Annotated in this window: 21 protein-coding genes and 1 tRNA gene; 12 read left to right on the top strand and 10 right to left on the bottom strand. The window is 69.1% G+C overall.

Annotation, left to right across the window (positions count from 1 at the left end):
* Positions 1-16 precede the first annotated feature (16 nt).
* The 4 genes from E7Y32_RS01110 to E7Y32_RS01095 all read left to right on the top strand — a co-directional run bounded on the left by E7Y32_RS01110 (position 17) and on the right by E7Y32_RS01095 (position 4,107).
* Positions 17-1,396 carry a S8 family serine peptidase gene (locus E7Y32_RS01110; protein ID WP_146335434.1) on the top strand — a complete coding sequence of 460 codons (1,380 nt, stop codon included), beginning with the start codon at positions 17-19 and terminating at the stop codon, positions 1,394-1,396.
* Positions 1,397-1,430: 34 nt separating this feature from the next.
* Entirely contained in the window at positions 1,431-2,888 is a 1,458-nt protein-coding gene (locus tag E7Y32_RS01105) for an NAD(P)/FAD-dependent oxidoreductase (protein WP_146335433.1), read from the top strand.
* Between the two features lie 136 nt (positions 2,889-3,024).
* Positions 3,025-4,002 carry an N-acetyltransferase gene (locus tag E7Y32_RS01100; protein WP_146335432.1) on the top strand — a complete coding sequence of 326 codons (978 nt, stop codon included), beginning with the start codon at positions 3,025-3,027 and terminating at the stop codon, positions 4,000-4,002.
* A 31-nt stretch (positions 4,003-4,033) separates the two neighbouring features.
* Positions 4,034-4,107, top strand: a tRNA-Leu gene (locus E7Y32_RS01095).
* 363 nt (positions 4,108-4,470) lie between these two features.
* On the opposite strand, the gene E7Y32_RS16365 is transcribed toward E7Y32_RS01095, so the two are convergent.
* Entirely contained in the window at positions 4,471-4,764 is a 294-nt protein-coding gene (locus tag E7Y32_RS16365) for a hypothetical protein (protein ID WP_261382498.1), read from the bottom strand.
* On the opposite strand from E7Y32_RS16365, the gene E7Y32_RS01090 reads away from it, so the two are divergent.
* Positions 4,745-5,893, top strand: coding sequence for an ABC transporter substrate-binding protein (locus E7Y32_RS01090; RefSeq protein WP_261382497.1), 1,149 nt, complete (start codon positions 4,745-4,747; stop codon positions 5,891-5,893). The genes E7Y32_RS16365 and E7Y32_RS01090 overlap by 20 nt on opposite strands.
* A 773-nt stretch (positions 5,894-6,666) precedes the next feature.
* Here E7Y32_RS01090 and E7Y32_RS01085 read toward each other — a convergent pair.
* From E7Y32_RS01085 to E7Y32_RS01070, 4 genes are read right to left on the bottom strand one after another with little or no spacing between them, the layout of a single operon-like run.
* Entirely contained in the window at positions 6,667-7,440 is a 774-nt protein-coding gene (locus E7Y32_RS01085) for an ABC transporter ATP-binding protein (RefSeq protein WP_146335430.1), read from the bottom strand.
* Positions 7,437-8,543: an ABC transporter ATP-binding protein gene (locus E7Y32_RS01080; RefSeq protein ID WP_146335429.1), complete on the bottom strand. Its 1,107-nt coding sequence runs from the start codon at positions 8,541-8,543 to the stop codon at positions 7,437-7,439. Before E7Y32_RS01080 ends, E7Y32_RS01085 begins: the two co-directional genes overlap by 4 nt.
* Positions 8,540-9,508: a branched-chain amino acid ABC transporter permease gene (locus E7Y32_RS01075; RefSeq protein ID WP_146335428.1), complete on the bottom strand. Its 969-nt coding sequence runs from the start codon at positions 9,506-9,508 to the stop codon at positions 8,540-8,542. The genes E7Y32_RS01080 and E7Y32_RS01075 overlap by 4 nt, the downstream gene beginning before the upstream one ends.
* 9 nt (positions 9,509-9,517) lie before the next feature.
* Positions 9,518-10,810 carry a branched-chain amino acid ABC transporter permease gene (locus E7Y32_RS01070; RefSeq protein ID WP_146335427.1) on the bottom strand — a complete coding sequence of 431 codons (1,293 nt, stop codon included), beginning with the start codon at positions 10,808-10,810 and terminating at the stop codon, positions 9,518-9,520.
* 614 nt (positions 10,811-11,424) lie between these two features.
* On the opposite strand from E7Y32_RS01070, the gene E7Y32_RS01065 reads away from it, so the two are divergent.
* The gene (locus E7Y32_RS01065) at positions 11,425-12,177 is read left to right on the top strand and encodes a hypothetical protein (RefSeq protein ID WP_146335426.1); all 753 of its coding nucleotides are present in this window, start codon (positions 11,425-11,427) and stop codon (positions 12,175-12,177) included.
* 169 nt (positions 12,178-12,346) lie between these two features.
* Positions 12,347-13,282, top strand: coding sequence for a Bax inhibitor-1/YccA family protein (locus tag E7Y32_RS01060; protein WP_146335425.1), 936 nt, complete (start codon positions 12,347-12,349; stop codon positions 13,280-13,282).
* 76 nt (positions 13,283-13,358) lie between these two features.
* On the opposite strand, the gene E7Y32_RS01055 is transcribed toward E7Y32_RS01060, so the two are convergent.
* The 3 genes from E7Y32_RS01055 to galT are packed head-to-tail and all read right to left on the bottom strand — an operon-like array spanning position 13,359 to position 16,957.
* Positions 13,359-14,594 carry an acetyl-CoA C-acetyltransferase gene (locus tag E7Y32_RS01055; RefSeq protein WP_146335424.1) on the bottom strand — a complete coding sequence of 412 codons (1,236 nt, stop codon included), beginning with the start codon at positions 14,592-14,594 and terminating at the stop codon, positions 13,359-13,361.
* Between the two features lie 60 nt (positions 14,595-14,654).
* Entirely contained in the window at positions 14,655-15,815 is a 1,161-nt protein-coding gene (galK, locus tag E7Y32_RS01050) for a galactokinase (protein ID WP_146335423.1), read from the bottom strand.
* Positions 15,812-16,957: a galactose-1-phosphate uridylyltransferase gene (gene galT / locus E7Y32_RS01045; RefSeq protein WP_261382496.1), complete on the bottom strand. Its 1,146-nt coding sequence runs from the start codon at positions 16,955-16,957 to the stop codon at positions 15,812-15,814. Before galT ends, galK begins: the two co-directional genes overlap by 4 nt.
* Positions 16,958-17,040: 83 nt before the next feature.
* Here galT and E7Y32_RS01040 point away from each other — a divergent pair, with 83 nt between their 5' ends.
* The 4 genes from E7Y32_RS01040 to E7Y32_RS01025 are packed head-to-tail and all read left to right on the top strand — an operon-like array spanning position 17,041 to position 21,243.
* A complete protein-coding gene (locus E7Y32_RS01040) occupies positions 17,041-17,994 on the top strand; it encodes an aldose 1-epimerase family protein (protein WP_146335422.1) in 954 nt (317 codons plus the stop codon).
* A gap of 53 nt (positions 17,995-18,047) precedes the next feature.
* Entirely contained in the window at positions 18,048-19,391 is a 1,344-nt protein-coding gene (locus tag E7Y32_RS01035) for an AI-2E family transporter (protein ID WP_146335421.1), read from the top strand.
* Between the two features lie 3 nt (positions 19,392-19,394).
* The gene (gene ilvA / locus E7Y32_RS01030) at positions 19,395-20,633 is read left to right on the top strand and encodes a threonine ammonia-lyase (protein ID WP_146335420.1); all 1,239 of its coding nucleotides are present in this window, start codon (positions 19,395-19,397) and stop codon (positions 20,631-20,633) included.
* Between the two features lie 10 nt (positions 20,634-20,643).
* Positions 20,644-21,243 (top strand): rhomboid family intramembrane serine protease, encoded by a 600-nt coding sequence (locus E7Y32_RS01025; RefSeq protein WP_146335419.1) that lies wholly within the window; start codon positions 20,644-20,646, stop codon positions 21,241-21,243.
* A 66-nt stretch (positions 21,244-21,309) separates the two neighbouring features.
* Here E7Y32_RS01025 and greA read toward each other — a convergent pair whose 3' ends face one another.
* Together greA and E7Y32_RS01015 are read right to left on the bottom strand one after the other, a co-directional pair.
* Positions 21,310-21,804, bottom strand: coding sequence for a transcription elongation factor GreA (gene greA / locus E7Y32_RS01020; protein ID WP_146335418.1), 495 nt, complete (start codon positions 21,802-21,804; stop codon positions 21,310-21,312).
* Between the two features lie 197 nt (positions 21,805-22,001).
* A complete protein-coding gene (locus E7Y32_RS01015; RefSeq protein ID WP_146335417.1) occupies positions 22,002-22,460 on the bottom strand; it encodes a DUF4307 domain-containing protein in 459 nt (152 codons plus the stop codon).
* A gap of 93 nt (positions 22,461-22,553) precedes the next feature.
* Here E7Y32_RS01015 and mca point away from each other — a divergent pair, with 93 nt between their 5' ends.
* The gene (mca, locus tag E7Y32_RS01010; protein ID WP_146335416.1) at positions 22,554-23,459 is read left to right on the top strand and encodes a mycothiol conjugate amidase Mca; all 906 of its coding nucleotides are present in this window, start codon (positions 22,554-22,556) and stop codon (positions 23,457-23,459) included.
* Positions 23,460-23,521: the final 62 nt, after the last annotated feature.

Here is a 23,521-nt window from a genome sequence, read left to right as displayed (position 1 = left end):
CGCCGATTGGACCCGAATGACCAGAGCAACAGCCCGGCACCGCCGGAACGCCTCCGCGTTGATGGCCCTGGCCCTGGCCGGCGGCAGCACCGCGGGCGCGCTGTCGGGTGCCCCGGCCGCCCACGCGGATGCCACCCGGGACAAGGAATACTGGCTGGCCGAATCCGGCATCACCAAGGCCTGGGAGGTCTCCAAGGGCGCCAACGTCAAGGTCGCCGTGATTGACAGCGGCGTCGACGGCAAGCACCCGGACCTCAAAGGTGTGCTGGCCGGGGGAGCGGACGTCTCCGGCGCGGGGGCGGCCGACGGCCAGAAGAGCATCGGCGCCAAGCCAGAACACGGCACGCTCGTTGCCACTATGCTGGCCGGCCGGGGACACCAGCCGGCGTCCTCCACCGCCAGCCCCAGCCCATCGCCGGGCACCGGCGTCGGCCCCGACGGGATCGTGGGGGTGGCCCCCGAGGCGCAGATCCTTTCCGTGTCCACCTGGCTGGGATCGGCCAACCCGGGCGGCAAGAGCGACCAGGACCAGATTCCCGCCGCGGTCCGCTGGGCCGTGGACAACGGAGCCCGCGTCATCAACATCTCGCTCGGCAGCACCTCACCGGAGTGGCCGCAAAGCTGGGATGCGGCGTTCCTGTACGCCGAGCAGAAGGACGTGGTGATCGTCGCCGCCGCCGGCAACCGTGTCGGCGGCAACATCCAGGTGGGGGCCCCGGCCACCATCCCCGGGGTGCTGACGGTGGCCGGCCTGGACCGCAAGGGCGTCGCCAGCATCGACTCCTCCTCCCAGGGCATCAGCATCGGCGTCGCCGCCCCGGCCGAGAACCTGGTGGGCGGCCTGCCCGGCGGAGGCTACGCCGAGTGGGCCGGAACCTCCGGCGCCACCCCGGTTGTGGCCGGCGTTGCGGCCCTGATCCGGTCCAAATGGCCGGACATGTCGGCGAGCCAGGTCATCAACCGGATCGTCAGTACGGCGAAAGACGCCGGGCTGCCCGGCAAGGACCCGCTTTATGGCTTCGGGGTGCTCAACGCGGAGGCGGCCCTGAAGGCCGATGTCCCGGAGAGCGCGGTCAACCCCCTCGGCTCAATTTCCGACTGGATTCGCGTCCATCGGAGGGGCAATCCTGTGAGTTCCGCGCCCGCTGCGCAGCCCAGCCCCTCCAGCGCGGCTCCGACGCTGCCCGAGGCGACCGTTCCGGCTGCGCAGGCGCCCTCGCCTGCCGACAGCGCCGTCCCGGCGATGGTGGTGCTCGGCTTCGGCGGGCTCTTTGTCTGCATTATCGCCGCGGCCGCCATCCAGCTCCGCCGGGCTGTGCGCGGCACGGCGGAGCAACCGGCCGGGCCGGAAACGAGCGCGCTGGATGCCGTGGACTCCGGCAGCCCCGGGAGTTAGTGAAGTTTTTCACAAACTACGGTATTCTTGACCCATGGCATCCACCCCTCAGCTCCAGGACCGTCCCAGGGTACTCGTCGTCGGCGGCGGGTACGTCGGCCTGTACGTAGCCCTCAAACTGCAGAAGAAGATCGCAAACGCCGGTGGCATCGTCACCGTCGTCGATCCGCTGCCCTACATGACCTACCAGCCCTTCCTCCCCGAGGTCGCCGGCGGCAACATCGAGGCACGCCACGCCGTCGTCTCGCACCGCCAGCACCTCAAGCAGACCGAACTGATCCAGGGCCGCGTCACCTCGATCGACCACGCCAACCGTACGGCCGTGGTGGCGCCGACCGACGGCGGCGAAAACTTCGAGATCCCGTACTTCGACGTTGTGCTGGCCGCCGGTGCGATCACCCGCACGTTCCCGATCAAGGGCCTCGCGGAGAAGGGCATCGGCCTGAAGACCATCGAGGAGGCCGTCGCCCTGCGCAACGGTGTCCTGGAGCGCATTGAAGCCGGCTCCCTGATGACCGACCCGGTCGAGCGTGCCCGCGCCCTGACCTTCGTCGTCGTCGGCGGCGGCTTCGCCGGCATCGAATGCATCACGGAAATGGAAGACCTGGCCCGCGCCGCGGTCAAGAACAACCCCCGCGTCAAGCAGGAAGAAGTCCGCTTCGTCCTGGTCGAGGCCATGGGCCGGATCATGCCCGAGGTCACGGCCAAGCAGGCCGAATGGGTCGTCGAGCACCTGCGCAGCCGCGGCATCGAGGTGCTCCTGAACACCTCCCTCGACAACGCCGAGGGCTCCCTGAAGCTCATCAACCTGCCGGACAAGACCCCCGCGCAGGAATTCGAATCGGACACCCTCGTTTGGACCGCCGGCGTGCAGGCCAACCCGATGGTCCGCTCCACCGACTTCCCGCTGGAGCCCCGCGGCCGCGTCCGCGTCCTCGCCGACCTGCGCGTCTCCGGCGACGAAGGCATCGTCGAGAACGCCTGGGCCGCCGGCGACATCGCCGCCGTGCCGGACCTCACCGGCAGCGGACTGCCCGACGGCACCTGCGTTCCGAATGCCCAGCACGCCCTGCGCCAGGCCAAGCGCCTCGCCAAGAACCTGTGGGCCTCCCGCTGGGAAAAGGAGCTCAAGGACTACAAGCACAAGAACCTGGGCGCCGTCGCCGGCTTCGGCGAATGGAAGGGTGTTGCCAACATCAACCTCATCGGCCGGATCGGCCTCAAGGGCCCGCTGGCCTGGCTGGCGCACCGCGGCTACCACGGCCTGGCCATGCCGACCGTCGAGCGCAAGATCCGCGTGATCTCCGGCTGGTTCTGGCAGCTCTTCCTGGGCCGCGACACCACCCAGTTGATGGACCTGGACAACCCGCGCGGCGCCTTCGAAGCCGCGGCGAAGCCGGCTCCGAAGCCGGCCGCCGCACCGGCGGCTCCGGCCGCCGAGAAGCCGGCCGAGGCTCCTGCCAAGGAAGCTGCACCGGCCAACTCCAAGTAGTCCGCAGCAGCACCACGACGGCGGCCGTTCCCCTTGACGGGAACGGCCGCCGTCGTCGTTGGTACGGATGCCCGCGGCCGGCCGGAGGGCACGGCGGATTGGCCGGGGGATGGGCCGACCTGCCTAGACTGGGCCCATGACTCCCGCCGAAAAGGATCTGCTCACCCTGCTCGCGACCATGAAGCCGGTAATCCGCGAGGGCGAGTACGTCTACGCGCTGTGGCCGCACGGCAAACCGCTGGCCGGCCACATTGCGGCCGCCGTGCGCGAAGCCGAGGGCCTGACGGTAGTCCTGCCGCGCGAGGACGCCGATGCCCAGGGCCTGAGGTACGACTTCGTGGCCGCCTGGATCACCCTGCAGGTACATTCCTCGCTCGAGGCCCTGGGGCTGACCGCGGCCGTCAGCGCGGCCCTGACGGAAGCGAAAATCAGCTGCAACGTCCTCGCCGGCTTCCACCACGACCACCTGCTGGTTCCCGTGGCCGACGCCGAACGCGCGCTGGAGGTTCTGCACGAGCTCTCCGCGGCCAGCCGCACCGCGAACGGCGGCGGCCAGCAGCCCGTGCCCACCCTCCGGCTCCGCACCGAGGAGCCGGAGGACCGGCAGTCCATCCTGGCCCTCACGGCGGCAGCGTTCTCCGTTTCGCCCGTCACGGGTCTGCCGGTCGAAGGGGAACCGGAGGAAGTGGACCTGCTGCGGCGGCTCTTCGAATGCCGGGAGTACCTGCCCGACTTCAGTATCGTGGCGGAGCTCGACGGTGAGATTGTGGGCCATGTGATCAGCACACGGGGCCGGGCGGGGGAGCTGGAACTGCTGGGTCTCGGCCCGATCGGGGTGGCCCCGCGGCTGCAGCGCCACGGAATCGGCTCGGCGCTGATGAAGGAAACCATCGACCGGGCGAACTCAGCGGGGGAGCGGGGCATCGCCTTGCTGGGCAGCCCGGGATACTACGCACGGTTCGGCTTTGTTCCCTCCACCTCCCTCGGCGTGCAGCCCCCGGACCCGGCCTGGGGCGACCACTTCCAGCTGCTGCCGCTGGCCCTCTGGCCCGGGGGCGTCAACGGAGCGTTCCGTTACGCCGAGCCTTTCAACGGCCCGCCGGCGGCCTCTTAGCAGCCCCGCGCCGGGATACCATTGACCGGGCGCCCCAGTAGCCCAATTGGCAGAGGCAGCGGACTTAAAATCCGCGTGTTGTGGGTTCGAGTCCCACCTGGGGCACACGGCCGGGAGGCCGTTCCGCCGGACGCTTTTGACTTGCGCATTATTGCCACATATGTTTAGGCGGTTCCTCCATATCCCCCCAACGGCAGGGGAACACGAAAAGACGCCCCCGCCCCGTGAGTCGTAATGACCGGTGCGGGGGCGTTTTTCGTTATTTGTAGAGGCGTCCTGTCCGGCCCTGCGGGGCCCGGGGGAAGCGCGCGGAGCCCCCGGCAGTGGCGGCAAGCGGCGGCTGCCTCGGAGCCGTCCTGAGGCAGCCTGCGGCCGCTATCCGGCGCCCTGATTCCCCCTAGGCAACGAGTGTTATAAGGATGTGACCGTAGTCACTTATTTTCGCGGGGAAATTGCACTAGCTTGAATCTAAATCAGGAACACCTGATCTTTCGCGTCAAAGGCCGTTCGCACCTTTCGATCGAGGAGATTTTCTATGACTTCACTCCCCCAGGTGGCGCCGCGCATCGCTAAGCTCACAGCGCTTAGCCTCGGCGTCGCCCTTCTGGCTACGGCTTGTGGCGGTTCGTCCACGCCGTCGTCATCCGGTTCGGGTTCGGCATCAGCACAGGCCGGCGGGATCTCTTGCCCCGCTCCCAGTGCAACCGGTGGTGCCACCAGTTCGGCCAGCGCGGCAGGTTCGGTGCCTGCTTCCTCGACCACCACCGAGACCCCGCTCAAGCTCGGCTCACTGCTGCCGACCACCGGCTCCCTGGCCTTCCTCGGCCCGCCCGAAATCGCGGGCGTCAACCTTGGCATCAAGGAAATCAACGACGCCGGCGGCGTCCTGGGCAAGCCCGTCGAGGTGATCCACCGCGACTCCGGTGATACGAAGACTGACATCGCCACGCAGTCCACGTCCGCGCTCCTGGGCCAGGGCGTCAGCGCCATCATCGGCGCCGCGTCCTCGGGCGTCTCCAAGACCGTGATCAACCAGATCACCGGCGCCGGCGTTATCCAGTTCTCGCCGGCCAACACCTCGCCGGACTTCACCGCCTGGGACGACAAGGGCCTCTACTGGCGCACCGCCCCCTCCGATGTGCTGCAGGGCAAGGTCCTCGGAAACTACATGACCACCTGCGGCGCCCAGACCGTCGGGATGATCGTGCTGAACGACGCTTACGGCACCGGGCTGGCCAAGAACGTGCAGGCGGCAGTTGAAGCCGCCGGCGGCAAGGTCGTGGCACAGGAGCTCTTCAACGAAGGCGACTCCCAGTTCAGCAGCCAGGTGGACAAGGTCCTGGCCGCCAAACCGGACGCGATTGCCCTGATCACCTTCGACCAGGCCAAGAGCATCGTGCCGCTGATGACAGGCAAGGGCGTCAAGCCCACCCAGATCTTCATGGTGGACGGCAACATGTCCGACTACAGCAAGGACTTCAAGGCGGGCACCCTGAAGGGCGCCCAGGGCACCATCCCGGGCACCTTCGCCAAGGATGACTTCAAGAAGAAGCTCCTCGCGATCGATCCCGCGCTCAAGGATTACAGCTACGCAGGAGAGTCCTACGACGCCGTGAACCTGATCGCACTGGCTGCAGAAGCGGCCAAGAGCACCAAGGGCGTGGACATTGCCAAGCAGCTCAAGGCAGTCTCCGAAGGCGGCGAGAAGTGCAACAACTTCGCCTCCTGCGTCACCCTGCTCCGCAACGGCAAGGACATCGACTACGACGGCCAGTCCGGCCCCGTAACGTTCTCCGACGCCGGCGACCCGACGGAAGCCTACATCGGCATCTACGAGTTCCAGGATGACAACACCTACAAGCCCGTCAAGGAAGAATTCGGCAAGCTGTAAAGCCGCATTCCCCTAGACAAACAAAAGACCCCCGTCCTCGCCGGACGGGGGTCTTTTGCGTGCGGGGCAGCTAAGGCGCCCGCCTGGGCCTGGGCCGGGGCCTGGGCCTCGGCCGTCCGGGGCGGCTATGGCGCCCACCTAGGCCTTTCGGTCTCCGCCAGGCGGTATGTCCGTGTCAATGTGCCCCCGGTACGCATCTCCCCGGCGACAAGGGCACCTAACCCGGCCCGCCCGCCGTCGGAGGCCAGCGCCGCGGCAACCGCACGGCGTCGGCCGGGCACTTTCCGCTACGGGATCGGACGACGGACACCGGGCTCCGGGGTGCGCCGGTCCGAATCCGGCGCGGAAACGTGGCAGGGGTGCCATAGTGGCCGGTCCGGCGTCGGGGCTCGGCTGGGGCCATGTGGGCTTCGAATCGGAAATGCGCTGCGGAAGCGGATAAGCGCTACGGAATCGGACGGGGGCGGGCCCGGGGTGCGCCTGTCCGGAACCGCCGCGGAAGGTGGGACACATGTAGGGCGACGGAGGCAGGCGCTTGCGAAAGCGCCGTTGTTGCGGTGGGCCCACGGCGGCAGGGTTCCCTGCCCGAGCTTGCGAGGGAAGGGGGCCGCCGGGGAGGAACGAGCGCAGGCGCCGAGCAAGTGTCTGCGGAGGCGCCCGGAGGGGCCGACAGGCCCGGAGGGGCAGGCACGGCGGACAACGCGCCCGCCCACGCAGAAGGGCCGCCACCGGCTGGTGACGGCCCCTCAGGACTGCGATGGACTGCGGACGAACTAGTCGACGGTGTCGGCCAGGGTGCCCAGGTACAGCTGGATGACCTTGGGGTCCTTCATGAGTTCCCGTCCGGTGCCCGTGTACGCGTCCTTGCCCTGGTCCAGGACGTAGCCGCGGTCGCAGATCTGCAGGCAGCGGCGTGCGTTCTGTTCCACCATGATGACGGAGACGCCGGCCCGGTTGATCTCGTGCACCCGCAGGAAGGTCTCGTCCTGTTTGACGGGGGAGAGGCCCGCGGAAGGCTCATCGAGCAGCAGCACGGCCGGATCCATCATCAGGGCCCGCCCCATGGCAACCATCTGGCGTTCGCCGCCGGAGAGCGAACCGGCGCGCTGGGCACGCCGCTTGGCCAGTTCCGGGAACAGCTCAGCAACAAAGTCGAACCGTTCGGCGAAGTCCTTGGGCCGCTGGAACATGCCCATCTGCAGGTTCTCTTCGATGGTCAGGGCCGCGAACACGTTGTTGGTCTGCGGCACGAAGCCCACCCCGCGGCTGACCAGCTTGTTGGCCTTGAGCCCGGTGATGTCCTGGCCGCGGACCACCACGGAGCCGGAGTGGACCTTGACGAGGCCGAACATGGCCTTGAGCAGGGTCGACTTGCCGGCGCCGTTGGGACCGATGATGCCGATCAGTTCACCTTTGCGGGCCTCGATGCTGCAGCCGTTGAGGATGTTCACGCCCGGGATGTAGCCGGCCACCAGGTTAGTGACCTTAACAACCGAGTCGCCGTCGTAGGTGTTCTTGGCGGCTGCTGCCGCGCTGGTGGCGCTCATTCTGTGTCCTTCTCTGTCCGGTTCGGCTCGCCGCGCGTGGGCTCCTCGGCGCTGCGCCTGCCGTGCGGTGCCCCGGTGGCGGTGTCGGGCTCTGCCGCCTCCGCCACGAGGACATCGGTGGAGATGAGGCCGGCGTTCTCAGTGCCGACAATCGATTCCTCGTCGGCCTCGAGTTCAGCCGCGAGCTCCTTGATGCCTTCCGAATCACCCAGGTCGACGTCGTGGTGGGCGCCCAGGTAGGCGTCGATCACGGCAGGGTTCTTCATGACCTCGGCGGGCGGGCCCTCGGCGACGATCTTGCCCTCGGCCATCACCACCACCCAGTCGGCGATGTGGCGGACCATGTGCATGTCGTGCTCGACGAACAGCACGGTCATGCCCTCCGCCTTGAGGTTCTTGATGTGGTCCAGCAGGGACTGGGTCAGGGCCGGGTTGACGCCTGCCATCGGCTCGTCCAGCATAACGAGCTTCGGGCGCACCATCAGCGAGCGGGCCATCTCCAGGAGTTTGCGCTGGCCGCCGGAGAGGGACGCTGCGTAATCGTCCTTCTTGGCGTCCAGCTTGAACTTCTCCAGCAGCACGTTGGCTTCTTCGGTGATCTTCTTTTCCTGGCCGCCCCAGATCCCCTTGAACAGGGCCTTGGAGAGCTTCTCCCCGGACTGGCCGGACGCACCGAGGCGCATATTCTCCATCACGGTGAGCTTGCCCATGACCTTGGTCAGCTGGAACGTTCGGACCATGCCCATACGCGCCACCTTGTAAGAGGAGACGCCGGCGAGGCTGTTGCCCTCGAACTGCCACTTGCCCGAATTCGGGGTGTCGAAGCCGGTCAGCAGGTTGAACAGGGTGGTCTTGCCGGCGCCGTTGGGGCCGATCAGGGCCGTGATCTTGTGCCGCGGGATCTCGAGGTACTCGACGTCGACGGCGTTGATGCCGCCGAAGCTGCGGGTCACGTTTTCCGCCACCACGATCGGGTCGCGCTTTTTGCAGCCGGGAGCGATCTCGCCGGCCGCAATGGGACGGTTGTCCGTCATGTAGTCGATGGTCTCGGCGTCGCCGGTGGCCCCGACGGCTGCCTTGGGTTCTTCGCTGTGCATGCTCATGCGAACGCCAGCTCCTTCTTGTTGCCGAAGACGCCCTGGGGCCTGAAGATCATCAGCAGCATCAGTGCGATGCCGACCAGGATGTAGCGCAGCTGGCCGGCCTGGACCGTGTTGAGCCACGTGACGGCGCCCGATTCGATCAGGCCGTACAGCACGCCCTGGGTCAGGGACAGCACCACCCAGAAGATCATCGCGCCCACCACCGGCCCCAGCACCGTGCCGAGTCCGCCGAGCAGCAGGCACGTGTACAGGAAGAACGTCAGCTCCGTCCCGTAGTTGGCCGGCTGCACCGCGCCGCGGGGGAGCGTGAACACCATGCCCGCGAGGGCACCGAGCACGCCGCCGATCACGAGGGCCTGCATCTTGTACGAGTAGACGTTCTTGCCGAGGGAGCGGACCGCGTTCTCGTCCTCGCGGATGCCCTTGAGGACACGGCCCCACGGGCTGCGCATCAGCAGCCAGACCAGCACGCAGCAGACGATCACCAGGCCCCAGCCGACGATCCGGATGAAGAAGTCGCGGTTGTTCATGCCGAAGTAGGACCCCGCGGGGAACGGGTTCATGGCGTAGAAGTCGCCCTCGAAGGCGGCCAGGCCGTTGGCCGAACCGGTCACCGAGGTGAGCTGGTTGGTGGTGACGATATAGCGGACGATTTCCGCGGCCGCGATCGTCACGATGGCCAGGTAGTCCGCCCTCAGCCGCAGGGTGGGGATGCCGAGCAGCAGGGCGAAGATCGCCGAGCAGACGACGGCGATCAGCAGTCCCACGAAGAACGGCACGTGGAAGGTCAGGGTGGAGATGGCGAAGCCGTACGCCCCCACCGCCATAAAGCCGGCCTGGCCGAAGTTCAGCAGGCCCGAGTAGCCGAAGTGGACCGCCAGGCCGAGGGCGGCAAGCGCGTACGCCGCCGTCGTCGGGCTGAACAGTTCACCGGCAGCGCTGGAAAGAATAAATCCGAAGTCCATGTCTGTCTCCTAACCCACGCGCTCGCGGCGGCCCAGGATGCCCTGAGGCCGGAACAAGAGGACAACGATCATGATGAACAGTGCTCCCACGTATTTGAGGTCGGCGGCGAGGCCGAACACGGTGGTCAGCTCCACAAAGATGCCGACGATGATGGATCCGAACAGGGCGCCCCAGACCGTGCCGAGGCCGCCGAGGGTCACGCCGGCGAAGATGAGCAGCAGGATCTGCGAGCCCATGTCGAAGGTGACGCCGGGCCGGTAGTAGGCCCAGAGGATGCCGCCGAGGGAGGCGAGCATGCCGCCGGTGACCCAGACAATCCGGATGACCGAGTCGACGTCGATGCCGGAGGCGGCCGCGAGGGCCGGGTTGTCGGCCACCGCGCGGGTGGCCTTGCCCAGCCGGGTCTTGAGCAGCACAACGCCGAGGACGGCAATGACCACCACGCTGATGAGCAGGGACCAGAGGTTGTTGGGCGAGATGGAGACCGGCCCGATCTGGATTTCCGCGCTCTGGGCGAAGGGCAGCTGCTGGGTGGCGCCGCCGAAGTAGAACTGGATCACGTAGCGCACCGCGAGGGCGAGGCCGATGCTGACGATCATCATCGGGACCAGGCCGGTGCCGCGGCGCCGAAGCGGTTTCCACAGGCCCGCGTCCTGGACGTAGCCGAAGAGGCCGCCGCCGAGGAGCGCCAGGATGATGGAGAGCCAGAACGGCAGGTTCATGGCGTTGAAGCCGAAGACCAGGACGGCGCCGAGGGTGACCATCTCGCCGTGCGCGAAGTTGGTCAGGCCGGTGGTGCCGAAGATCAGGGACAGGCCCACCGACGCGAGGGCGAGCAGCAGGCCGAAGCTCAGGCCGGCGACGAGGCGGTTAAGCAGGTTCTGGCCGAAGTCCTGTTGCTGGACAACGATGCCCTTGCCGAAGGCGAAGATCACCGAGAGGTTGGAGGTCTGGCTGAAGGTGACCTTGCGGGGGTTTTCCTGGCCATCGGCGAGCTTGATGCCCTCCGGAAGCGTCTTGACGTCCAGTTCCACCTCGTAGGTTCCCTGGGTGGGCACGCCTATGCTCCAGGAGCCGTTGGCACCCGATTTGGTTGTGCCCTTGAAGTCGCCGCTCTTGGCGGTGATGGTGACACCGGCGAGCGGGGCGCGGTCGTCGCCGCGCAGGAAGCCGCTGATGCTGTTCTGGAACGTGGTGCTCGACGGGGATGGTGTCGGCGACGGGGTCGTGGCCTGCGATGCCGGGGCGACGATCAGCAGGAGGGCGGCCACGGCGGCGAAAACGGCCCCCACAGCTTGCATGATCCTGCCGCGCCGTCTCTGCGACAGGCCTCTCGGTGTGCTTCTCAAATTGAAAACCTCCACATGGGGGTGGTCTGGGTTGCGCCGTTGCAACCGCTGCGAACGTTCAGGGGACGACGGCGGGCGGATACTGCGATGCGATGGAGCGGTAAAGCCTGTGACCTTCGTCACCCTGTTGGCCCAATGTTACAGCCCGGCCGGGCCTTCCAATGCCGCCGCGAGCAGGCAGAACGTCGCGATCGCGTAACAACCGTGAAGCAGGCCGCAAAGGCTGGTTTAGCCGGGCTAAAGAAAACTTTTGTTGATCCGGAGGATTCCTAAACAGTCGCGAGCCGCGCGGCGCGTCGCCCGGACCCCGGCCGCGGCGAGCGCCCAAGGTTTACCCAAGTTGGCCCGGGGTATGGTTCGTGCAACGGCGTCCCGCGGGGTGCCCGTCCTCAGGTTGGTGCTGTGGTGTGATCTCAATGCGTATGTCGGAGGGACGACCGGTGAAACGGTGGTCCAGGTATCTAGCCGCCGGCGCAGCCGCGCTGGCGCTTCTGCTTGTGCCGGCGCTTGTCTCGGGTCCGTCCACCGCCGGGGCGCAGGCGTGCGTCAGCGGAACAGCGCCGGCCGTGGATCCCTACCCCGGCACCACGGCCGTGGCAGCCAACTTCGAGACGGGCTCCCTGGACGGGAGGCTGCAGCTATCCACCACGGGCACCGGAGCCGCGTCGCTCTCCTCTGCCGCCGCCCACTCCGGCACCTGCTCCATCCGGCTCCACACCACCACGGACCCGGACTCCCTCGCGAAAGTGAGCCTGGGCCTCGACGCCGGGACACGGGAAATCTACGCCGACGGCTGGTTCAACATCGCCACCGAGGGCCCCGTCGGCAACAACGTCCCGTATCTGCGCATCTTCTCCGGCGGAGTGAGGATCATGGATGTCTTTCGGCAGAACGTCTCGCACGAGCTCGTGCTGCGGACCACGACGCCGCAGGGATTCACGTACACCAGCCTGGCGCCGAATGTGCGGAACGGGATCTGGCACCGTCTGGTGATGCACGTGGTCCCCAACGGTCCCGCGACCGGCGTGCAGATCTGGTGGGACGGCCGGTCCGTCTTCGACTCCAACACCCTCAACATCGTTGCCACCACGGCCGACACGGTGCAGCTGGGGTCCGAGCATGACCAGCAAAAGGGTGACATCTACGTCGACGACCTGGTGGTCAACGGCGGCACGGGCGTCCCCGGCCCCATCCCCGGGGTCCTGCCCGTGCCCAAGCCCGGCATCCTGAAACGGCCCGGCGAGGTGGACAGCGGCACGCATTCCGAGTTCCTGGCCCGAGGCCGCGACGGCCTGAACCGTCCGGGCGACACGGCCTGAACCGCCCGGCCGGCACCGCCTGAACCGTCCGCGCCAGATCACGGTTGTGTTGCGGCCGGATACCGGCGGGAACTATCCCTGCCCGCCGGGCGTGGGAATTGGTAGCGTGAAGCGTACCGATCTTCACGAGCTAGCATCACCTACCCCCTTAACCTGGAGGACACCAGCAATGGCACTTGGCGGAAACCCGATCTTCAACGGAAAGAACTTCCGTGGAGCCACCCAGGCACCGCCTGCCCCGCAGGCCCCCTACGGACAGGGCTACGGCCAGAACGGCTTTGGGCAGGGCTTCGGTCAGGCCCCATACGGCCAGAACGGCTACGGACAGGCCCAGGCCGGCTGGAACCCTGCGCAGCAGGCAATGAGCAACGACCAGCTGCAGGACATGTACAACCGCCCCGCCGCGGGACCGGCCGACACCGGCCGCATGACCTTCGACGACGTCATCATGAAGACCGCGGCCTGCCTCGGCGCCGTGATCGCCGGCGCAGCCGTCACCCTCGTGGTGGCCCCGGGCCTGGCCTCCATGCTGATGATCGTCGGCGCGCTGGGCGGCTTCGTCCTGGCCCTCGTCAACACCTTCAAGAAGCAGCCCTCCCCGGCGCTGATCCTGGCCTACGCCGCCCTCGAAGGCCTGTTCCTCGGCGGCCTGACCCGGATCCTCGACGGGATGTTCCCCGGCGTCGGACTGCAGGCCGTCATCGGCACGCTCTCCGTCTTCGCCGTCACCCTGGTGCTGTTCAAGAGCGGCAAGGTCCGGGCCACGCCCAAGGCCATGCGCTTCTTTATGATCGCGCTGATCGGCTACGCCGTCTTCGCGCTCGTCAACATGGTCATGATGTGGACCGGGGCGGTTAACTCCCCGTTCGGCCTGCGCACCAGCTTCGAGATCTTCGGCATCCCGCTGGGCGTCTTCATCGGCCTGCTCGCGATCGGCCTGGCCGCGTTCTCCCTGATCATGGACTTCACCAGCATCGAGGCCGGCGTCCGCGCCGGCGCCCCGCAGCGCTTCTCCTGGACCGCGGCGTTCGGTCTCACCGTCACCCTCGTGTGGCTCTACGTTGAGATTATCCGCCTGCTGGCCATTCTCCGCGGCGACGACTAGCAGCCGCACGCACCAACAGGACGACAGGAAGCGGGCCCCGCCGGGAAGCCGGGGCCCGCTTTGTCGTCGCCGCGCCTCAGCTGAGGCGTTCCAGGATGACCGCCATGCCCTGGCCGCCGCCCACGCACAGGGTGGCCAGGCCCAGGCTGCCGTCGCGCTCGCGCAACCCGTTGAGCAGGGTGGTGGTCATCCGGGCGCCGGTCATGCCGAACGGGTGTCCCAGGGCGATCGCGCCGCCGTGGACGTTGAGCCGCTCCGGGTCGATCCCCAGTTCCCGCGCGCTCGCCACCACCTGCACCGCGAAGGCCTCGTTCAGTTCCACGAGGTCGATGTCGCCGATCGTGAGCCCCGCCCGCGTCAGCGCCCGCCTGGTCGCCTCGACGGGGCCCATGCCCATCAGTTCGGGGGACAGGGCGCTGACGCCGGTGGCGACGATGCGGGCCAGCGGTTCCAGCCCCAGCTCCTTCGCCCTGGTATCGCTCATCACCACGACGGCGGCCGCGCCGTCGTTGAGCGGGCAGGCGTTGCCGGCGGTCACGGTGCCCTCGGTGCGGAAGACCGGCTGCAGGGCGCTCACCGCTTCCAAGGTGACGCCGGACCGGGGAGAGTCGTCCCGGTCCACGACGGTGCCGTCCCGGCGCGTGTACGGGGTGATTTCCCGGGCGAAGAACCCGGAGGCGAGGGCCGCCTCCGCCCGGTTCTGGCTCTGCACCGCCCAGGCGTCCTGCTCGGGGCGGCCGACGCCGTAGCTGGTGGCGACGTTTTCCGCGGTCTGGCCCATCGAGATGTAGATGTCCGGCATCCGGCCGCCCAGCCTCGGGTCGGTCCAGGGGGTGTTGGACGCGGCCCGGGCTGCGGTGCGCTGCCGGGCCGGCTCGAACAGCGGGTTGTGGGTGCCGGCGTCGGTCTCCCCGGCCCCGGCCCAGTCCCGGTACCGCGAGACCGCTTCCACCCCGGCCGCGACGAAGGCATCGCCCTCGCCGGCCTTGATGGCGTGGAACGCCATCCGGAGGGTCTGCAGGCTGGAGGCGCAGAAGCGGTTGATGGTCGCGGCGGGCACGTTGTCGAGCCCGGCCAGGATGGTGACAACCCGGGCCATGTTGGAGCCGGCCTCGCCGCTGGGCTCGGCGCAACCCAGGTAGAGATCGTCGAGGCCGCGGCTCTCGTCGGTCGGGTCGAAGGCGGGGATCTTCGCCAGGGCGGCGGCCACCATGGCGGCGGCCAGGTCGTCGGGGCGTTCGTCCTTCAGCGATCCCTTGAAGGCGCGGCCGATGGGGCTTCGGGCGGTGGCGACGATGACAGCTTCAGGCATGCGCCCAGCCTACGCCGGGGCGGGGCGGAAGGTCAGGCCGGGCGGGCAGGCCGGCGCGGGTCAGTCCAGCCGCCGGGCCCCCGCCGCCGGGCGCACCGGGAAAATCTCCGGCGCCGCGTAGCCTGCCCGGGCGAAGGCGCTTCCGACGGCGGCCCGCAGCCCTTCCTCCGCGTCCGCCGGGGCGAGGGCGATCGCACAGCCGCCGAAACCTCCGCCGGTCATCCGGGCGCCGATCGCGCCGGCGGTGCGGGCGGTGTCCACCGCCAGGTCCAGCTCGGGGCAGGAGATCTCGAAGTCGTCCCGCATCGAGGCGTGGGACGCGTCCAGCAGCGGCCCGATCGCCCGCGGCCCGGCGCCCTCGAGCAGCTCCACGGTCCGCAGCACGCGGTCGTTCTCGGTGACGACGTGCCGGACCCTGCGGAACGTCTCCGCGTCCAGCAGGCCGGCAGCCTCCTCGAGGTCGCCGACCCCCACGTCGCGCAGGGCCCGGACGCCGAGCACGTCCGCGCCCAGCTCGCAGGACGCGCGCCGGGCAGCGTAGCCGCCGCCGGCGTGGGAATGCGAGACCCTGGTGTCGATCACCAGCAGCACCAGGGACGCGCCCTCGGCGTCGAGCGGCACCAGCCGGACGGCCTGGTCGCGGCAGTCAAGGAACACGGCCCGGCCCGCGGCGCCCCGGAGCGAGGCCGACTGGTCCATGATCCCGGTGGGGGCGCCGACGAAGTCGTTCTCCGCCCGCTGGGTGGCCAGCACCATGTCCTGGACGCTGAGGCCCGCGCCGGTCAGCTCGTTCAGGGCCAGGATGACGGCGCACTCGATGGCGTGCGAGGAGGACAGGCCTGCCCCGCGCGGCACGTCCGAGTCCAGCAGCAGGTCAAGGCCCGGGACGGTCATGCCGCGCTGCTGCAGGGCCCAGAGCACCCCGAGCGGATATTTGGTCCAGCCCTTGGCCGCGGCGGGGTCCAGCGCGGCGGCATCCGCCGTCGTCAGCCCTTGGTTTCCGAAGGTGGAGAGCATCCGCACAGTGGAATCGGGCCGGAGCCGGACGGCCACCCTCGCCGCCCGGTCAATGGCGAACGGCAGGACATAGCCCTCGTTGTAGTCAGTGTGCTCACCGATCAGGTTCACCCGGCCCGGGGCCTGCCAGACGCCGTCGGGGGCGCCCCCGAAAACGGCCTCGAACCTCGAGCGGAGTTCCGTGGTGCCCAGCGGGACGCTCATTGTGTGCTGCCTTCCTTGCCGGCGCTGCGGAGCCGGGCGGCGACGGCCTCCGGGGTGGTGTCGTTGATAAAGGCCCCCATGGCCGCCTCGGAGCCGGCCAGGTACTTCAGCTTGTCCGCGGCCCGGCGCGGGGAGGTCAGCTGCAGATGCAGGTAGCCGGCCGGGCGCAGCTGCCCATCCAGCGGCGCCTGCTGCCAGGCGGCAATGTACGGCGTGGGAGTCGGGTAGAGGGCATCGAGGCGCCGGAGCAGGTCCGGGTACAGCCGGGCGAGTTCGTCCTTCTCGCCGCCATTGAGGCCCGCGAGGTCGGCCACCTGCCGGTGCGGGACCAGGTGCACCTCCAGCGGCCAGCGGGCGGCGAAGGGCACGTAGGCGCTGAAGTGCCGGCCCTCGAAAACCATCCGGCTGCCGTCCGTCCGTTCGGCGCGCAGCAGCGAGCCGGTCAGGGTGTCCCGGCCGCTGGCGTCGTCGTAATACTTCCGGGCCGCCGCAGCCAGCACGGCGGCGCGCGGCGGAACGTAGGGGTAGGCGTAGACCTGGCCGTGCGGGTGGTGAAGCGTGACGCCGATCTCCGCCCCGCGGTTCTCGAACGGGAACACCTGGCGGATCCCGGGCAGCGCGCTGAGCGCCGCGGTGCGGGCGGCCCAGGCCTCCACCACGGTGCGGGCCCGGACCTCGCCGAGGCTGCCGAAGGAGCCGGTGTGGTCCTGGGTGAAGGAGACCACCTCGCAGCGGCCGTACGCCGGCACACTGGTGCCCCACGCCGGCTCACCGGGCAGCTGCCCGACGTCGGGCCCCAGGGACGGGAAACGGTTCTCAAACACGACGACGTCGTAGTCCGGCGCCGGGATTTCGGACGGGTTCGCCGGGGTGCTGGGGCAAAGCGGGCACTCGTCGGCGGGCGGAAGGTGCGTCCGGCTCTGGCGGTGCGCCGCGATGGCCACCCATTCGCAGGTGAGGGCGTCGAAGCGCAGCTCGCCGGCGGCACTGCGGCGCCCGGGTGCCCGAAGGTCCGCGAAGGCCGGCCGCGGGCGGCCCCGCCGCCTGGCTTCCGCCTCCCCGGCGCCGTCGGGGGCGTCATCGAAGTAGAAGAGGTCCCGGCCGTCGGCGAGGGTGGCCTGGGTCATGCTGTGGGCGCGCATTCCCTCATTCGATCAGACTTCGCGAGCTTCCGGCAAAGCCCCGCCGTGTACGGCCGGCGGCCCGGTTCGGTACCGTGGTGCCCATGGACCGCACCGCTTCCCCCGCATCCCCGTCCGACGCCTCCGCCCGGCGCTACGCGAGCGGGCGGCAGTATGAGCTGCGCCGCGGCGACGCCCTGGCGGTCGTGACCGAGCTGGCGGCCGGGCTGCGGCTGTACAGCCGGGACGGCGTCCAGCTGACGGAGAGCTACGGGGACGACGAGATTTCTCCGGGCGCCGCCGGGATCACCCTGGCGCCGTGGGCGAACCGCGTGGAGGACGGCCTCTGGTATCTCGACGGGAAGAAACAGCAGCTCGACATCACCGAGGTGTCCCGCAACAACGCCAGCCACGGACTGCTGCGGAACGCCTCCTACGAACTTGTGGACGAGTCCGAGTTCTCGGTGACCCTGGAAGCGGCCGTGTTCCCGCAGCACGGCTACCCGTTCCTGCTCCGGCACCGGGTGGGCTACGAACTGGACGAATCCCTGGGGCTCACCGTCCGGCAGACCCTGGTCAACGACTCCCAGGCGCCGGCGCCGTTTGTGCTGGGCGCCCACCCCTACCTGCGCCTCGGCGAAGTCCCGGCCGAGGACCTCACCGTGACCGTCAGCGGCCGGACCCGGCTGGTGACGGACGACCGCCTGATCCCGCGCAGCTCCGAGCCCGTGGACGGCGGATTCGACCTCCGCGCCGGCCGGCAGGTCGACGGAGCCACCCTGGACTGCGCCTACACCGACCTGGACTTCGACGGCGGCGTGGCCCGCAGCACGCTGCACGCCCCCGACGGCCGCAGCGTGAGCCTCTGGCAGGATGCGCACTGCCGCTACGTCCACGTCTTTATCACCGACACGTTCCCCGGCCGCACCCGGGCCGTGGCGCTGGAGCCGATGACCGGCCCCGCCAACGCCTTCAACAGCGGTGACGGCCTGAACTGGCTGCCGCCGGGGGAGTCCTTCACCATGAGCTGGGGAATCACCGCCGCGCTTGGCGCCTAGCCGGGTTTGCCCTCCCGTTTCACTTCCGCCCCGCACTGGGGAATTATGGGGCTATGACGCCAGCTGAGGACGCCGCCCGCCGCACCGACTCCGAATTCCCCGATCCCGAGCTCCCCGGGTACGCCGCCCCCGGGCTCTCCGCCCCGGCCCCGGCCGCAGCGGGGACCGGCCCGGTGGCCGCCGGCGCCGTGCCCGGAGCCGCACCCCGGCCCCGGAGCGACCGGCAGCTGGACGAGGACATCCCCTACGGCGTGCGGATCGCGGCATCCTGGGCCTGGCGGATCGGACTCATCCTGGCTGTGGCCGGGGTACTGATCTGGCTGCTCAGCAAGATCACTTTCCTCATCATCCCGGTGATGGTCGCCGCGCTGCTGGCCGGGCTGCTCAGCCCCGTCACCCGCTGGCTCCGCCGGCGCCGGGTGCCCAACGGCGCCGCGGTGGCCCTGACCGTGCTCGGCTTCATCGGGCTGATCGCCGGCGCCCTCGCCCTAGTGGGCCGCCAGCTCACCGCCGGCTTCGGTGAACTCTGGAGCCAGGCGCTCACCGGCGTGCAGCAGGTCCAGGCCTGGCTTGCCGAGGGCCCGCTGCACCTGACGGCGGCGCAGATCGACACCTACATCCAGGAAGGCACCGCGGCGCTGCAGAACAACAGCAGCAGCATCCTCAGCGGGGCGCTCACCTTCGGCAGCACCGCGGGGCACTTCGCCGCGGGGCTGCTGCTGGCCCTCTTCGTCCTGATCTTCTTCCTGCTCGAAGGCGAACGGATCTGGGGCTTCCTGGTGCGCCTGATGCCGCGGAAGGCCCGCCGGGCCGTCGACGGCGCCGGCCGGCGCGGATGGACCTCGATGGTCAGCTACGCCCGGATCCAGATGTTCGTCGCGTTCGTGGACGCCGTGGGGATCGGCGTCGGCGCCGCGATCATCGGCGTGCCGCTGGCCCTGCCGCTCGGCGTGCTGGTCTTCATCGGCTCCTTCATCCCGGTGGTCGGCGCGCTCGTGACCGGCGCCATCGCCGTGCTGCTGGCCCTCGTGGCCAACGGCCTGGTCAACGCGCTGGTGATGCTCGGCATCGTGCTGCTGGTCCAGCAGCTCGAAAGCCACATCCTGCAACCGCTCGTGATGGGCAAGGCCGTGTCGCTGCACCCGGTGGCCGTGATCCTGTCCGTGGCCGCCGGCTCCTACCTGGCCGGGATCCCGGGCGCGCTGTTCTCGGTGCCGATCCTCGCCGTAGCAAACTCGGCCGTTCGGTACATTGCGGGCAGAACGTGGGAACATGATGAAGAGCTGGCCGCCGCGAGCCCGCAGGGATCCCCTGCACTTGCCGGCGCCGGCGAGGACCCGAGCTTCAGGGAGGTCCGCCTCCCTGGCGCCGACGCCGGAACCCCCAAAGGAGACTAGTTCGTGAATACCCTCGAGAGCCTGCCCGTCACGCTGGACGATGTCCTGGAGGCGCAGAAGCTGCTCGACGGGATTATTACGCGGACCCCGGTGGAATCCTCCCGGGCCCTCGGCGGCCTGGCCGGCGGCGAGGTCTACTTCAAATGCGAGAACCTGCAGCGGGCCGGCTCCTTCAAGGTCCGCGGCGCCTACGTCCGGATGGCCAAGCTCTCCGCCGAGGAAAAGAAGCGCGGCGTTGTGGCGGCGTCCGCCGGCAACCACGCCCAGGGCGTCGCCGTCGCCGCGAAGGCCCTCGGCATCAAGGCCCGGATCTACATGCCGCTGGGCGTCGCCCTGCCCAAACTCGCGGCGACGCGCAGCCACGGGGCCGAGGTGGTGCTGCACGGCCACAACGTCGATGAGGCGCTGGCCGAGGCCAAACGCTACGCCGACGAAACGGGCGCCGTGTTCGTCCACCCCTTCGATGACGTCGACGTCGTCGCCGGCCAGGGCACCGTCGGCCTGGAAATCCTCGAACAGATCCCGCACGTGGACACCATCCTGATGGGCGTCGGCGGCGGCGGGCTGCTGGCCGGCGTCGCCGTCGCCGTCAAGGCCCGGGCCAAGGAACTGGGCCGGGACATCCGGATCATCGGCGTCCAGGCCGAAAACGCCGCCGCCTACCCGCCCTCCCTTGCCGCGGACGCGCTCGTGCCGCTCAAACGCGTCTCCACCATGGCCGACGGCATCGCCGTGGGCCGGCCCGGGCAGCTGCCGTTCAGCATCATCCGCGAACTCGTCGACGACGTCGTCACAGTCAGCGAGGACGCGCTGGCCCGTGCGCTGATCTTCCTGCTGGAACGGGCCAAGATGGTGGTCGAACCGGCCGGCGCCGTGGGCGTGGCCGCCCTGATGGAGGGCAAGATCGAGAACCCCGGGACCACCGCCGTGGTGCTCTCCGGCGGCAACATCGACCCGATGCTGATGCTCAAAGTCATCCAGCGCGGCCTCTCCGCGGCCGGACGCTACATGACGGTGCGGATGATGCTCGATGACCGGCCGGGCTCGCTCGCCACCATTGCCCGGATTATCGCCGAGAACGACGCCAATGTCACCGGCCTGGATCACACCCGGGTGGGCGGCTCGATCAGCATGGGCGACGTCTCCATCACGGTCAACCTGGAAACCAAGGGCCACGAGCACTGCGAGCAGGTCCTCGGGGCGCTCCGGGCCGAGGGTTTCCAGCCGATCGTGGTGCACTAGGGGCGCCGCGGTGCTCGAAGCGTCCAAGGGGGAGCGGCGCGGCGACACGCCCGCACTCCGGGCCCGCCGGGGCCTGCAGGTGGTGGGCTCGTTTGTGCTGCTGCTTTACGCGATCGAGATCCTCAACACCCTGATGCTGCACTCCCTCAACCGCACCTTCGGGCTGCGCCCGCGGACCCCGGACGGGCTGCTGGACATCCTGACGTTTCCGCTGCTGCACGCCAACCTCGCGCACCTGCTCTCCAACACCCTGCCCCTGATCATCTTCGGGTTCCTGGTGTTCCTTTCCGGCGCGCGGGTCTTCGCCACGGCGCTGGCCTCCAGCTGGCTGGGCTCGGGCGTGGCGGTGTGGCTGATCGGCGGCTTCAACATCACGGTGGGCGCGTCCGGGCTGGTCTTCGGGCTCTTCGCGTTCCTGCTGGTGCGCGGCTTCTTCAACCGGCACTGGGGGCAGATCCTGCTCTCCGTGGTGCTCTTCCTGGCCTACGGCGGGATCCTGTTCGGGGTGCTGCCCACCGTGGCGGGGTACGTCTCCTGGCAGGCCCACCTGGGCGGGGCCGCCGGCGGCGTGGTGGCGGCGCTGCTGCTGAGCCGGCGCCGGCCGGCCTGAGCACCGCTTAACCGCCGACGCCGGCCCTCCCGCAGAGGGGAGGGCCGGCGTCGTGAGCTGGTGTGCCTAGCCGACGTACGGCTTGGCGGAGATGATCTCCACCGTGATGTCCTTGCCGTTCGGGGCAGTGTAGCTGAGCTTGTCGCCCTCCTTGTGGCCGACGATGGCCGAACCCAGCGGGGACTTCTCGCTGAAGACGTCCAGGTCCGAGTCGCCGGCGATTTCGCGGGAGCCGAGCAGGAAGGTCTCTTCGTCCCCGGCGATCTTCGCGACCACGATCATGCCCGCTTCGACGATGCCGTCGTCGGCCGCCGCTTCGCCCACGTGCGCGTCGCGGAGCAGCACGGTGAGCTGGCGGATGCGCGCCTCGATCTTGCCCTGCTCCTCCTTGGCCGCGTGGTAGCCGCCGTTCTCCTTGAGGTCGCCTTCCTGGCGGGCAGCTTCGATCTTCTGGACGATGTCTGCACGGCCGGCGCCGGAGAGGTGGTCCAGCTCAGCCTTCAGGCGGTCAAAAGCTTCCTGGGTGAGCCAAGCTGCAGTTGCGCTGTTGGTGGTCGACACGGACTTCTCCTTTTGATGGTCAAACATGCTGGTCAAACAAGCAAAGACCCCGCCACGGTGGCCACTTATGGATCTCAGTAACCAACTCAGCGGGGCAGAGGTATTGATCCATTGTAGTCAATGCTGTGGATAAACCCAAGAACCACTGCGGTGCAGCTCACACCGTGTTACGCGCCGCTGCCCCGACGGCGGGGGACCTATTTGGCGGCGTCCGGGATCCAGCAGTTGTCCACGACGGCGGACACGGCCTGCGATTCGGTGCGCACCGTGACCCTGTGCACCGTGGTGCGGCCGCCGTCGGTGCCGGCGTCGGCGGCGTTGGGACCAACGTCGACGACCTTCCAGCCGACCACGGCGAACTTCGAGTCCAGCGCCTTGACGGCGCATTTGGCGGCCGTGCCCGGATTCTTTGTGACCTGGAAATCGATCTCAGCCACTGTGGCGTCGGGGGTGCTGTAGCCGATGTCCTTGAAGCCGACCGACTCGGTGGCAGCCGACGTCGAGATCCAGGCCATCAGACCGATCCCGGCGGCAAGGGCAACGATCAGGAGGTTCCGCTTGGCCTTGCCGCCCAGGGCACGCTTTTGGCCGCCGTAACGATTGGCTAGGCTGGTAGGTGCCGGCGCGGGCGCGGCAGGCTGCTCCTCGGAAGTCACCAGTCCAGTTTAGTGTGGATCGGGTGGGGGAAAGTCCGCAGCCGCCGCACGCCCCGGCACCGAACCCGCAGAAGAAAGAGGAGCCGTCCGACGATGACAGCGTCCCCCAGCCAGCCGGCCCCGCTCCGGCTGCTAGCCGTCCACGCGCACCCCGACGACGAGTCCAGCAAGGGCGCCGCGACGATGGCCATGTACGCGGCCTCCGGCGTCGACGTCATGGTGGCCACCTGCACCGACGGTTCCCGCGGCGACATCCAGAACCCGGCCATGGAGAGCGCCCCGCACCCCAAACGGGACATGGCCGGCGCGCGCCGGCTGGAGATGGCCAACGCGGCCCGGGTCCTGGGGATCCGGCAGCGCTGGCTGGGCTTCGTCGACTCGGGCCTGCCCGAGGGCGACCCGCTGCCGCCGCTGCCGGCCGGTTCCTTCGCCACCCTGCCGCTGGAGCGGGCGGCCGCGCCGCTGGTCCGGCTGGTCCGCGAGTTCAAGCCGCAGGTCATCCTCAGCTACGACGAGAACGGCGGTTACCCCCACCCGGACCACATCATGGCGCACCGCGTCGCCGTCGAGGCCTTCGAAGCCGCCGGCGACCCGGCCCGGTACCCCGGAACGGGCGAGCCCTGGGCGCCGGCCAAGCTGTACTACGACCGCGCCTTCAGCCCGGAACGCTTCCGGGCCCTGCACTACGCCCTGGAGGAGGCCGGTCTGCAGTCGCCTTATGCCGAACGGCTCGCGGCCTGGCTGGAGGCCGACGCGGAGGGCCACACCCCGCCGGCGCCCACGCACCCCACCACCACGCAGATCCAGTGCGGGGACTACTTCGAGGCCCGCGATGACGCCCTGCGCGCGCACCGGACCCAGATCGACCCGGAAGGCTTTTTCTTCGCCGTGTCACCGGCGATGCAGCGGCAGACCTGGCCGTGGGAGGACTACTCGCTGATCCAGTCCCGGGTCCCCGCCGACGTGCCGGAAACCGACTTCTTCGCCGGGCTAAGATAGACAGCAGGGACTTCTATGCCGCGTAGAAATGCGGCGGGGAAGTTCCGCGAAAGACGTTCCCC

It is taken from the genome of Arthrobacter sp. UKPF54-2 (genome assembly GCF_007858535.1).
Lineage (GTDB): Bacteria > Actinomycetota > Actinomycetes > Actinomycetales > Micrococcaceae > Arthrobacter.
This window is presented reverse-complemented; position numbering and strand designations above follow the sequence as displayed.

Bases quoted from the DNA above. Each gene is read 5' to 3' on its own strand.
- E7Y32_RS01110 (WP_146335434.1), top strand. From the start codon at position 17: ATGACCAGAGCAACAGCCCGGCACCGCCGGAACGCCTCCGCGTTGATG.
- E7Y32_RS01105 (WP_146335433.1), top strand. From the start codon at position 1,431: ATGGCATCCACCCCTCAGCTCCAGGACCGTCCCAGGGTACTCGTCGTC.
- E7Y32_RS01100 (WP_146335432.1), top strand. From the start codon at position 3,025: ATGACTCCCGCCGAAAAGGATCTGCTCACCCTGCTCGCGACCATGAAG.
- E7Y32_RS01085 (WP_146335430.1), bottom strand. From the start codon at position 7,440: ATGAGCGCCACCAGCGCGGCAGCAGCCGCCAAGAACACCTACGACGGC.
- E7Y32_RS01080 (WP_146335429.1), bottom strand. From the start codon at position 8,543: ATGAGCATGCACAGCGAAGAACCCAAGGCAGCCGTCGGGGCCACCGGC.
- E7Y32_RS01075 (WP_146335428.1), bottom strand. From the start codon at position 9,508: ATGGACTTCGGATTTATTCTTTCCAGCGCTGCCGGTGAACTGTTCAGC.
- E7Y32_RS01070 (WP_146335427.1), bottom strand. From the start codon at position 10,810: ATGCAAGCTGTGGGGGCCGTTTTCGCCGCCGTGGCCGCCCTCCTGCTG.
- E7Y32_RS01060 (WP_146335425.1), top strand. From the start codon at position 12,347: ATGGCACTTGGCGGAAACCCGATCTTCAACGGAAAGAACTTCCGTGGA.
- E7Y32_RS01055 (WP_146335424.1), bottom strand. From the start codon at position 14,594: ATGCCTGAAGCTGTCATCGTCGCCACCGCCCGAAGCCCCATCGGCCGC.
- galK (WP_146335423.1), bottom strand. From the start codon at position 15,815: ATGAGCGTCCCGCTGGGCACCACGGAACTCCGCTCGAGGTTCGAGGCC.
- galT (WP_261382496.1), bottom strand. From the start codon at position 16,957: ATGCGCGCCCACAGCATGACCCAGGCCACCCTCGCCGACGGCCGGGAC.
- E7Y32_RS01040 (WP_146335422.1), top strand. From the start codon at position 17,041: ATGGACCGCACCGCTTCCCCCGCATCCCCGTCCGACGCCTCCGCCCGG.
- E7Y32_RS01035 (WP_146335421.1), top strand. From the start codon at position 18,048: ATGACGCCAGCTGAGGACGCCGCCCGCCGCACCGACTCCGAATTCCCC.
- mca (WP_146335416.1), top strand. From the start codon at position 22,554: ATGACAGCGTCCCCCAGCCAGCCGGCCCCGCTCCGGCTGCTAGCCGTC.